This window comes from Streptomyces sp. AC550_RSS872 (assembly GCF_019049285.1).
GTDB lineage: Bacteria > Actinomycetota > Actinomycetes > Streptomycetales > Streptomycetaceae > Streptomyces.
Map to the genome: position 1 here is coordinate 95,182 of NZ_JAGMUL010000026.1, position 11,154 is coordinate 106,335.

At 69.0% G+C, this 11,154-nt stretch carries 8 protein-coding genes and 1 tRNA gene; 5 read left to right on the plus strand and 4 right to left on the minus strand.

The annotated features are described in order from the left end of the window. Window position 1 precedes the first annotated feature (1 nt). The 4 genes from KUM44_RS12140 to KUM44_RS12155 all read right to left on the minus strand — a co-directional run bounded on the left by KUM44_RS12140 (window position 2) and on the right by KUM44_RS12155 (window position 6,603). The gene (locus tag KUM44_RS12140) at window positions 2-1,390 is read right to left on the minus strand and encodes an OFA family MFS transporter (RefSeq protein ID WP_217207836.1); all 1,389 of its coding nucleotides are present in this window, start codon (window positions 1,388-1,390) and stop codon (window positions 2-4) included. Window positions 1,391-1,510: 120 nt separating this feature from the next. Further along, window positions 1,511-3,655: an acetate--CoA ligase family protein gene (locus tag KUM44_RS12145; protein WP_217208129.1), complete on the minus strand. Its 2,145-nt coding sequence runs from the start codon at window positions 3,653-3,655 to the stop codon at window positions 1,511-1,513. 4 nt (window positions 3,656-3,659) lie between these two features. Next, window positions 3,660-4,910: a formyl-CoA transferase gene (frc, locus tag KUM44_RS12150; RefSeq protein WP_217207837.1), complete on the minus strand. Its 1,251-nt coding sequence runs from the start codon at window positions 4,908-4,910 to the stop codon at window positions 3,660-3,662. Window positions 4,911-4,920: 10 nt separating this feature from the next. Further along, window positions 4,921-6,603 (minus strand): thiamine pyrophosphate-binding protein, encoded by a 1,683-nt coding sequence (locus KUM44_RS12155; RefSeq protein WP_217207838.1) that lies wholly within the window; start codon window positions 6,601-6,603, stop codon window positions 4,921-4,923. Between the two features lie 145 nt (window positions 6,604-6,748). On the opposite strand from KUM44_RS12155, the gene sucC reads away from it, so the two are divergent. The 5 genes from sucC to KUM44_RS46765 all read left to right on the plus strand — a co-directional run bounded on the left by sucC (window position 6,749) and on the right by KUM44_RS46765 (window position 11,114). Next, window positions 6,749-7,882, plus strand: a complete 1,134-nt coding sequence (gene sucC / locus KUM44_RS12160; RefSeq protein ID WP_217207839.1) for an ADP-forming succinate--CoA ligase subunit beta — start codon at window positions 6,749-6,751, stop codon at window positions 7,880-7,882. A 14-nt stretch (window positions 7,883-7,896) separates the two neighbouring features. Next, window positions 7,897-8,781, plus strand: coding sequence for a succinate--CoA ligase subunit alpha (gene sucD / locus KUM44_RS12165; protein ID WP_217207840.1), 885 nt, complete (start codon window positions 7,897-7,899; stop codon window positions 8,779-8,781). Window positions 8,782-8,889: 108 nt separating this feature from the next. After that, window positions 8,890-10,431, plus strand: a complete 1,542-nt coding sequence (locus KUM44_RS12170; RefSeq protein WP_217207841.1) for an aldehyde dehydrogenase family protein — start codon at window positions 8,890-8,892, stop codon at window positions 10,429-10,431. 263 nt (window positions 10,432-10,694) lie between these two features. Beyond that, window positions 10,695-10,779, plus strand: a tRNA-Leu gene (locus KUM44_RS12175). 209 nt (window positions 10,780-10,988) lie between these two features. Continuing rightward, a complete protein-coding gene (locus tag KUM44_RS46765) occupies window positions 10,989-11,114 on the plus strand; it encodes a hypothetical protein (RefSeq protein WP_302185992.1) in 126 nt (41 codons plus the stop codon). Window positions 11,115-11,154 lie beyond the last annotated feature (40 nt).

Here is an 11,154-nt window from a genome sequence, read left to right on the forward strand (position 1 = left end):
GTCAGGCCATGTCCTCGCCGAGCGGCCGTGGGTTGGGAGCGATGCGCGGGGTGTCCTTGTCGCGTCCCGGTGGGCTGAGGAACAGCGCCACGCAGCCGGCGAAGAGCGAGATGGAGCCGGCCAGGATGAAGGCACCGGAGTGTCCCCAGGCGCTGACGACCACGGCGCCCATACCCGCGCCCAGACCGGAGACGAGCTTGGCGCTGTAGACCATGCCGTAGTTGGACGCGTTGTTGTTCTCGCCGAAGTAGTCGGCGGTGAGCGCCGCGAACATCGGGAAGATGGCGCCGCCGCCGAAGCCGGAGATCGCGGAGAAGATCAGGAACAGGGTGAGGTTCTTGCTGTCCGCCGACCAGAGGATGCCGAACTGGGCGAGACCCAGGATGACGCATACGGCGAGCAGGCACCGCTTGCGGCCGTAGAGGTCGGAGAGCCAGCCGATGACGCCACGGCCGGTACCGTTGACGATCGCCTTGAGGGACATGGCCGTGGCCACGATCCCGCCCGCGAATCCGGCCTCCTCGCCGATGTCCACCTGGAAGGCGATACCGAAGATGTTCACGCCGGACGTGCACGCCAGACAGAACCACATCAGCGCCACCCGGCCGGTCTTCCACGCCTCCTTGGGGGAGTACTGGCGGACCGCCGGCGGGTTCATCCTCAGCGAGCGGGCCGCGCGCGGGTCCTTCGGCGGGTTGAGCGGGTCGATCGAGGCGGGCCACCAGTTCTTCGGCGGGTCCTTGAAGAAGTAGCCGGAGCACGCGACGATTCCGGCCAGGAACACACCGACCGAGACCAGGACCCAGCGGAAGTTGGTCAGGTCCATGTAGCCGTTGAAGATGAAGACGAAGGGGACCGAGCCGTAGGCGAAACCGCCGTTGACGAACCCGGTCTTGCCGCCCTTGCGCTCCGGATACCACTTGCCGACCATGTTGACGCAGGTGGCGTACACCATGCCCGCGCCCATGCCGCTGAACATGCTGAAGCCGAGGTAGGCGAAGACGACATGCGGCGCGAAGGCGAGCGACAGATAGCCGAGCAAGGTTCCCGTCGCGCCGCACATCATGGCCCAGCGGGCCGGCAGTTTTCCGCTCTCACGCAGTTTGCCCGCGGGGAAGGCCACCGCGGCCTGGAAGAAGACCCACACGGTCATCATCCAGAAGATGTGCATGCTGTTCCAGTGATGCGCCGTGTGCAGGGTGTCCTCGGCGGACGCGAACGCGTACTCGGCGGAGGAGATGCCCATCATGCCGATCCAGGGCAGGATGACCATCCACTTGCGTTTGCGCCCCATGATGTCGATGTCGGACTCACCGACGCGGTAGACGCGTCCGTTCTTGTCGGTCACCTCCCGACAGGCGGCGACCCTTGGAACGTCGGTTGTGGTCACGTTAGTTGCACCCCTTGCGTCGAAAGTTCTGGCCAGCGCCCCCTGTCCAATGCCTTTCGTGTGCGCACGGGTCCCGGGGCCGGCCGACGCGCACCGTCGGCCGACCCGTGCTGCCTCACCTCATGAACCGCCCCCCAACAACCCCGCCGCCCGCGCCCACCGGTACTTGGCACCCAGCACGGCCACCGGCTTCTCGGTCGTGTACGGATACGCCACGACCCCCCGCTCGTACAGGTACTGGCAGGCCTCCTCGACCTCGACGTCACCCGCGAGCGAGGCGACGACGGGCTTCTCGATACCGCGCTCCCGGAACTCGGCCACCACGCGCGCGGTGAGCTCCGCGAAGACCATCGGGGGAGTGACGATCGTGTGCCAGTAGCCCAGGACCAACGCGTGGATCCGCGGGTCCTCCAGACCGAGACGGATCGTCGCCTCGTACGTCGACGGCGGCTCGCCTCCGGTGATGTCCACGGGGTTGCCCGCAGCCCCGAAGGGCGGGATGAACTCCCGGAAGGCCTCGTCGAGGTCCGGCGGGATCTCCATCAGGGACAGGCCGTTGTCGGTCACGGCGTCCGACAGCAGCACACCGCTGCCGCCCGCCCCTGTGATGATCACGATGTTGTCGCCCTTGGGGCTGGGAAGCGCCGGCAACGCGCGCGCGTACTCCAGCATCTCGTTCAGCCCGGGTGCCCGGATGACCCCGGCCTGCCTGAGGATGTCGTCGTACACGGCGTCGTCGCCGGCGAGGGCTCCGGTGTGCGAGCCCGCGGCCTTCGCGCCCGCCGCCGTACGGCCCGCCTTAAGGACGACGACCGGCTTCTTCGGCACCGTCGCCCGCGCGGCCTCGACGAAGGCGCGCCCGTCCTTGAGGTCCTCCAGGTGCATCGCGATGCACTCGGTGTGCGGGTCCTCACCGAACCAGGTCAACAGGTCGTCCTCGTCCAGGTCCGACTTGTTGCCGAGGCCGACGATCGCCGACACGCCCGTCTTGGTCGTGCGGGCGAAGCCCAGGATGGCCATGCCGATGCCGCCGGACTGCGAGGTCAGCGCCACCCCGCCCTTGACGTCGTACGGTGTGCAGAACGTGGCGCACAGGTCCTGCCACGTCGAGTAGTAGCCGTAGATGTTCGGCCCGAGCAGCCGGACGCCGTGCCGCTCGGCGATCTCCACGATCTCCGCCTGGAGTTCGTGCTCACCTGTCTCCGCGAACCCTGAGGGGATCAGGACGGCGTTCGGGATCTTCTTGCGTCCCACCTCCTGAAGGGCCGAGGCCACGAACTTGGCGGGGATGGCGAAGACCGCCACATCCACCTCACCGGGAACATCCGTGACACTCTTGTACGCCTTGCGGCCCAGAATGTCATCGGCCTTGGGGTTCACCGGGTGGATGTCCCCGGCGAAGCCGCCGTCGATGAGGTTGCGCATAACCGAATTGCCGATCTTGCCCTGTTCGTTGGACGCCCCGATGACGGCCACCGACGACGGCTGCATCAGCCGGCGCATGGAGGTGAGGATCTCGTCGCGCGAGTAGCGGCGACGCTGCTTTGCCGGCGCTTCGGAGAGGATCACGCGGATGTCGGCGGCGACCGCGCCCTCCGCGGTGGCGATCACCGGGTTGAGGTCTACCTCGGAGATCTCCGGGAAGTCCGTGACCAGCTGCGACACCCGGCGGATCTGCTCGGCCACCGCCCACCGGTCCACGGCCGCCTGGCCGCGCACCCCGCGCAGGATCTCGGCCGACCGGATCGAGTCCAGCATGGACAGCGCCTCGTCGGCGTCCACGGGGGCCAGCCGGAAGGTGACGTCCTTGAGGACCTCGACGAGCACTCCGCCGAGTCCGAAAGCCACGACCTTCCCGAACGTCGGGTCGGTGACCGCGCCGACGATGACCTCCTGCCCCTGCGGGAGCAACTCCTGCACCTGCACGCCCTCGATACGGGCATCCGCGTTGTACGCGCGTGCGTTCTCGACGATTCTGTGGAACGCGGCGCGCACGTCAGTCGCGCCCTCGACGCCGACGATCACCCCGTCGGCGTCGGTCTTGTGGAGGATGTCCGGCGAGACGATCTTCATGACGACCGGTCCGCCGAAGCGCGCCGCATACGCCACGGCCTCGTCGACGTCGGTCGCGAGCTCCTCGCCCGGTACGGCGATTCCGTACGCGTCGGCGATCACCTTGCCCTCGGGCGCGGTCAGCGCCGTACGGCCCTCGGCCCGTACGGAGTCGAGGAGTGTCCGCACCCTCAGGACGCGGTCTTCGGTCATCACGTCAGATCACTCCGTTCGACTTGAGCAGGCGCAGCTCCTCGTCACCGAGGCCGAGCTCGCCGATGTAGACCTCTTCGTTGTGCTGGCCGAGCAGCGGCGAACTGCTCACCTCGACGGGGGAGTCGGAGAGTTTCAGCGGGCTGCCCACGGTCACGAACTCGCCCCGCTCGGGGTGCGGCACGGTGACGACCATGTCGTTGGCGACCAGCGAGGAGTCCTCGATGATCTCCTTGGTGGACAGGATCGGCCCGCACGGGATGTTGTGGGCGTTGAGCCGCTCCAGTACCTCCCACTTGGGCAGGGTCGAGGACCACTCCTCGATCAGCTGGAACATCTTGTTGAGCTTGGGCAGCCGGGCCTCCGGCGTCGCCCACTCGGGATCGTCGGCGAGTTCGGGCCGGCCGATGAGCTCGCTGACCGGCCGCCAGCCGACGGGCTGCACGATGACGTACACGTAGTCGTTCGGCCCGCCCGGCGCGCACTTGACCGCCCAGCCGGGCTGACCGCCGCCGGACGCGTTTCCCGAGCGGGGAACTTCCGTGCCGAAGTCCTCGTTCGGATATTCAGCAAGCGGCCCATGTGCCAGGCGTTGCTGGTCCCTCAGCTTCACCCGGCACAGGTTGAGTACAGCGTGCTGCATGGCCACGTTGACCCGCTGCCCACGCCCGGTGTTCTCGCGCTGGAACAGCGCCGCGAGAATCCCCGCGACGGCGTGCACACCCGTTCCCGAGTCCCCGATCTGGGCTCCGGTCGCCAGCGGCGGCCCGTCCTCGAAACCGGTGGTCGACATCGACCCGCCCATGGCCTGAGCGACGACCTCGTACGCCTTGAAGTTGGTGTACGGACCGTCCCCGAACCCCTTGATGGAGGCATAGACGATACGCGGATTGATCTCCCGGATGCGGTCCCAGGTGAAGCCCATCCGGTCGACCGCGCCCGGTCCGAAGTTCTCGACCATGACGTCGGAGCGCCGGATCAGCTCGGTGAGGATCTCCTTGCCGCGCTCGGTCTTGGTGTTGAGGGTGATGCTCCGCTTGTTGCAGTTGAGCATCGTGAAGTAGAGGGAGTCGACGTCCGGGAGGTCGCGCAGCTGCTTGCGCGTGATGTCCCCGGTCGGCGCCTCCAGCTTGACGACGTCCGCGCCGAGCCAGGCGAGCAGCTGGGTCGCGGAGGGACCGGACTGGACGTGGGTCATGTCCAGGACACGGATGCCTTCGAGAGCCTTGGACGGGGTATCCGTCGTGCCGGTCATGCAGGCCTCCTCACTTGTACATGGTCTGGTTCATGGTTCCGGGGGCGTACGCGTCCGGGTCGACCCAGACGTTGATCAGCGACGGCTTGCCGGACTCGCGGGCGCGCCGCAGCGCGGGGCCGATGTCGGCGGGGTCACGGACCTCCTCGCCGTAACCGCCCAGCATCTGCGCGAACCTGTCGTAGTGGACGTCGCCGAGGGTGTTGCCGACTCGCTCGCGCTCCAGGCCGTACTTCTGGGCCTGGCCGTAGCGGATCTGGTTCATGGAGGAGTTGTTGCCGACGATGCCGACGAAGGGGAGGTTGTAGCGGACGAGAGTCTCGAAGTCCCAGCCGGTCAAGGAGAATGCGCCGTCGCCGAAGAGCGCGACGACCTCCTTGTCGGGCCGCGCCTGCTTGGCCGCGAGCACGAACGGCACCCCGACGCCGAGCGTGCCCAGCGGTCCCGGGTCCATCCAGTGCCCGGGTGACTTGGGCTGCACGACCTGACCGGAGAAGGTGACGATGTCGCCGCCGTCGCCGATGTAGATCGAGTCCTCGGTGAGGAAGTCGTTGATCTCGCTGACCAGCCGGTACGGGTGGATCGGTGAGGCGTCCGACTTCAGGCTCGGCAGCCGCTTCTCCAGCGCGGTCTGCTCGGCCGCGCGCAGCTCGTCGAGCCACTCCTTGCGCTTCGACGCCCCGCCGTTGACGCGCCCGGAGGCCGCCTCGGTCACCGACTTCAGCACCAGCCCGGCGTCGCCCACGATCCCGAGGTCGATGTCGCGGTTCTTGCCGACGGTGCGGTAGTCGAGGTCGATCTGCACGACTGTCGCGTCCGGGGAGAGCCGCTTGCCGTAGCCCATGCGGAAGTCGAAGGGCGTGCCGACGATGACGATGACGTCGGCGCCCGAGAAGGCGTACCGGCGCGACAGTTGGAAGTGGTGCGGGTCGCCGGGCGGCAGGGTGCCGCGGCCGGCGCCGTTCATGTAGGCCGGGATGTTCAGCGTGCGCACGAGTTCGATGGCCGACTCGGTGCCACGGGTCGTCCAGACCTGGCTGCCGAGCAGGATGGCCGGCTTCTCGGCGTGGACGAGCAGGTCGGCGAGCTTCTCGACGGCCTCGGGGTCACCGGCCGAGCGGGTGGAGGCACGGTAGGCGCCCTGCTTCGGCACGCGCGCCTTGCTCACCGGCACCTTGGCGTCGAGGACGTCGCGCGGGATCTCCAGGAAGGAGGGCCCAGGCGCTCCGTGGTAGCACTCGCGGAACGCCATCGACACCATGTCGGCCGCGCGCGCCGTGTCCGGCACGGCCGCCGCGAACTTGGTGATCGGCGTCATCATGTCGACGTGCGGGAGGTCCTGGAGGGAGCCCATCTTGTGCTGGGTGAGGGCGCCCTGGCCGCCGATGAGCAGCATCGGTGACTCGGCGCGGAAGGCGTTGGCGACGCCGGTGACGGCGTCGGTGGTGCCGGGACCCGCGGTGACGACCGCGCAGCCGGGCTTGCCGGTGATGCGTGCGTAGCCGTCGGCGGCGTGGGCGGCGACCTGCTCGTGACGGACGTCGACGACCTCGATGCCCTCGTCGACGCAGCCGTCGTAGATGTCGATGATGTGGCCGCCGCACAAGGTGTAGATGCGGTCGACCCCCTCGGCCTTCAGAGCCTTGGCAACGAGATGACCACCGGAAATGACGTCCTGGGTGTCGTCGGGCATGGCGAAGTCCTGTCCCTTCGTAGGAGGTTGGAACGGCTCTCGCGGTACATTGCATACAGTCGACGAATACTGTATGAACCTTGTTATCCCGCATCCGGTGGGTGGTGTCCAGGGGGCGTGCGGCACTTTTGAGTCAGGAGCCGGAATGGACCTGTATGAACACCAGGCAAGGGAACTCCTCGAGGAAAACGGCATCTTGGTGCCGCGGGCAGAGGTGACGGACTCACCCAAGAAAGCCCGCGAGATCGCACGTCGGCTCGGCGGCCGGGTCGTGGTCAAGGCCCAGGTGAAGACCGGTGGCCGCGGCAAGGCGGGCGGCGTGAAGCTCGCTGCGGACCCGGCGGCAGCCGAGATCACGGCACGCCAGATCCTCGGCATGGACATCAAGGGCCACACGGTCGGCAAGGTGATGCTGGCCCAACCGGTCGACATCGAGACCGAGTTCTACGTGTCCTATGTACTCGACCGCGCAGTCGGCGGCTTCCTCGCCGTCGCCTCGGCCGAAGGAGGCATGGAGATCGAAGAGGTCGCGGCCACCCGGCCCGAGGCCGTGGCGCGCATCCCGATCGACCCGGCCGAGGGCGTCACCTCGGCGAAGGCGGGCGAGATCGCCGAGGCGGCCGGACTGCCGCAGCAGACCGTGGACGTCCTCGTGCGCCTCTGGGAGGTGCTGGTCCGCGAGGACGCCCTCCTCGTCGAGGTGAACCCGCTCGTGCGCACCGCGCAGGGACAGATCCTCGCCCTGGACGGCAAGGTCACTCTCGACGACAACGCCCGCTTCCGGCAGGCACGTTGGGGCGCCGGCACAGTGGAGCACGACGACGCGCTGGAGGCGGCGGCCGCCGCCAAGGGCCTCAACTACGTCAGGCTCGACGGCGAGGTCGGCATCATCGGCAACGGGGCGGGCCTCGTCATGTCGACCCTCGACGTCGTCGCGGGTTGCGGCGCCCGTCCCGCCAACTTCCTCGACATCGGCGGCGGTGCGTCGGCGCAGATCATGGCCGACGGGCTGTCCGTCATCCTCTCCGACCCGGCCGTGAAGTCGGTCTTCGTCAACGTCTTCGGCGGGATCACCGCATGTGACGCGGTCGCCGACGGCATCGTGCGGGCCCTGGACAGCATCCGGTTGACCAAGCCGCTCGTCGTACGCCTCGACGGCAACAACGCCGCCCGGGGTCGAGCCATCCTCGACGACCGCGCGCATCCGCTGGTCCAGCAGGCCACCACCATGGACGGCGCCGCGCAACGCGCCGCCCACCTCGCCGCCGCCACAGCCTGAGGAGACATGACGACATGGCGATCTACCTCACCAAGGAGAGCAAGGTCCTCGTCCAGGGCATGACCGGCGGCGAGGGCATGAAGCACACCCGGCGCATGCTCGCCGCCGGCACGAACGTCGTCGGCGGCGTGAACCCGCGCAAGGCGGGCCGCACCGTCGACTTCGACGACCGCACCGTCCCGGTCTTCGGCTCGGTCGTCGACGGCATCCGCGCCACCGGCGCCGACGTCACCGTCGTCTTCGTGCCGCCCGCCTTCGCCAAGGCGGCCGTCGCGGAGGCCGCCGACGCCGGCATCGGACTCGCCGTCGTGATCACGGAGGGCATCCCGGTCCATGACTCCGTCGCCTTCACCACGTACGCGAAGGCCAAGGGCACCCGCATCGTCGGCCCCAACTGCCCCGGCCTGATCACCCCGGGCCAGTCCAACGCGGGCATCATCCCGGCCGACATCACCAAGCCCGGCCGGATCGGCCTGGTCTCCAAGTCCGGCACGCTCACCTACCAACTGATGTACGAACTCCGCGACATCGGCTTCTCGACGTGCGTCGGCATCGGAGGCGACCCGGTCGTCGGTACGACCCACATCGACTGCCTGGCGGCCTTCCAGGACGACCCGGACACCGAGCTGATCGTTCTCATCGGGGAGATCGGCGGGGACGCGGAGGAGCGTGCGGCCGCGTACATCAGGGACCACGTCACCAAGCCGGTCGTCGGCTACATCGCCGGGTTCACCGCGCCCGAGGGCAGGACGATGGGGCACGCGGGCGCGATCGTGTCCGGTTCGTCCGGCACGGCGGCCGCGAAGAAGCAGGCGCTGGAAGCGGTGGGCGTCCGGGTCGGACGTACGCCCACCGAGACCGCTCGCCTCGTGCTGGACCGTCTCGGCGTCGACGCGTGACGTCACTCATAGGCGACGCGAGGTTACTTACGGCAGTGCCCGAGCCTCGGCAGCGTCCGCCGCAGCCATGTACGACCGCCCCGACTGTGCACCGTGAGCGGAGAACCGATGGCAACCACCCTCACCCTCAAATCACGCACCTCCTGGACCGACACCTGGCAGCGCTGCCTCACCGTCGCCCCGGAGGCCTTCCGGGAAGACCGGGTCCTCAACCTCTGGAACGCCACCTGGCAGGCGGACGGCCGACCGCTGCCCGCCACCAGCCCCGTCGACGGCAGCCCGATCGCCGGCCCGCCGCGCCTGGACCGGACCACCGTCCACCAGGCCGTCCGCGCCTCGCTCGACCAGCACCGCGCCTGGCGGCACATCCCCCTGGACGAGCGCCGCGCCCGGGTCGCGGCCACCCTCGACGCCCTGACCCAGCACCGCGACCTGCTCGCCCTGCTCCTCGTCTGGGAGATCGGCAAACCCTGGCGGCTCGCTCAGGCGGACGTCGACCGCGCCGTCGACGGCGTGCGCTGGTACGTCGACGGGATCGAACCGATGGTCGCGGACCGGGCTCCGCTGGACGGCCCCGTTTCCAACGTCGCGAGCTGGAACTACCCGATGAGCGTGCTCGTTCACGCAGTGTTGGTACAAGCATTGGCAGGCAACGCGGTCATCGCCAAGACCCCGACCGACGGCGGTGTCGCCTGTCTGACCGTGGCCTGTGCGCTGGCCGCCCGTGAGGGCATACCCGTCACCCTTGTCAGCGGCAGCGGAGGCGAGCTGTCGCAGGCGCTGGTGCGGGCGCCCGAGATCGGCTGTGTCTCCTTCGTCGGCGGCCGCGACACCGGCGCCGCGGTGGCCACGGCCGTCGCCGACCTCGGCAAACGACATGTACTCGAACAGGAGGGACTCAACACCTGGGGCATCTGGAACTACACGGACTGGGACGCACTCACGGCGGTCGTGCCCAAGCTCTTCGACTACGGCAAACAGCGCTGCACGGCGTACCCGCGCTTCGTCGTCCAGCGTGAGCTGTTCGACGAGTTCCTGGCGGCGTACCTCCCGGCGGTAGGCGGGCTGAGGGTCGGCCACCCGCTGGCGGTCGACGAGCCGGACGACCCCTACCCCCAGCTGGACTTCGGACCGGTGATCAACGCGGCCAAGGCGAAGGAACTCCAGGACCAGGTCGCCGAGGCCATCGACCGCGGCGCCGTCCCGCTGCACCGGGGCCGGCTGTCGGACGCCCGCTTCCTTCCCGGCCAGGACACCTCGGCATACGTCCAGCCGGTCACCCTGCTGAATCCGCCGCCGTCCTCTCCGCTCCACCACGCGGAACCGTTCGGCCCGGTCGACACCATCGTCCTGGTCGACACGGAGGCGGAGCTGCTGGCGGCGATGAACGCGTCCAACGGCGCGCTCGTCGCCACCCTGTCCACCGATGACCGGGCGACGTACGACCGCCTGGCCCCACAGATCCGTGCCTTCAAGGTCGGCCATGGCAAGCCGCGCTCCCGCGGGGACCGCGGCGAGCTCTTCGGCGGCTTCGGCGGGTCCTGGCGCGGGGCGTTCGTCGGCGGCGAGCTGCTGGTGCGTGCGGTGACGCAGGGGCCGGCGGGGGAGCGGCTGCCCGGGAACTTCCCGGACTACCACCTCATGCCGTGACGGGGCCCGCGGTGGCGCCCGACCCGCGCGGGCGCCACCGCGGACCGGTCCGTGCGGGAGCCCGAGGCCAGGACCGCCCTTGCCCTTCTGTGACCGTTCTGTCACCTGCCGTGAGGGGTCACGGGTCGGTCCGCGGGACGCCCGGCGCAGGGCCCGCAGCGGCCGTCCAGCGTGCGGATATGCAGGTGAAAGGCACTCCGAAACCTTGGTATTGTTGTCCACGTCGCCGAGGGGAAGACCCCCGGCAAGGCGGCAGACACCTAGTCCGGGTGGCGGAATGGCAGACGCGCTAGCTTGAGGTGCTAGTGCCCTTTATCGGGCGTGGGGGTTCAAGTCCCCCCTCGGACACAGATTGTTTCCAGCTGATGCGGGTCGAGGGTTTCCTCGGTCCGCATCAGCTGTTTGTGCGGCCTATTGATCGGTGCCACCTCCGGGCTTGACCTCACCGCAAAAATCAGCTGCTTCGCCACCGCCCGGCTCCCTAGACTCACCACACCATCACGCGCCGCCCACCACCCGGCGGCGCGTCGTCGTGACGAGTCGAGGGGAGCCGGGCCGTGCGTGACCGCACCGCTGTCGTCCTCTCCCCGTCCCGGTACGACCGGTACGACGTGATCCTCGTGTCCTCGTCCGCCCGGTGCCCGCTGCGCGGCCGGCACCGGATGCCCGTGACGAACGCCTGAGAGCGCCCGAGTACGCCATTGCGCCTGCCCTGATCCGGCT

Coding starts and splice junctions, on each gene's coding strand:
- KUM44_RS12170 (WP_217207841.1), top strand. CDS start 8,890: ATGGCAACCACCCTCACCCTCAAATCACGCACCTCCTGGACCGACACC.
- sucC (WP_217207839.1), top strand. CDS start 6,749: ATGGACCTGTATGAACACCAGGCAAGGGAACTCCTCGAGGAAAACGGC.
- KUM44_RS12145 (WP_217208129.1), bottom strand. CDS start 3,655: ATGACCGAAGACCGCGTCCTGAGGGTGCGGACACTCCTCGACTCCGTA.
- KUM44_RS12155 (WP_217207838.1), bottom strand. CDS start 6,603: ATGCCCGACGACACCCAGGACGTCATTTCCGGTGGTCATCTCGTTGCC.
- sucD (WP_217207840.1), top strand. CDS start 7,897: ATGGCGATCTACCTCACCAAGGAGAGCAAGGTCCTCGTCCAGGGCATG.
- frc (WP_217207837.1), bottom strand. CDS start 4,910: ATGACCGGCACGACGGATACCCCGTCCAAGGCTCTCGAAGGCATCCGT.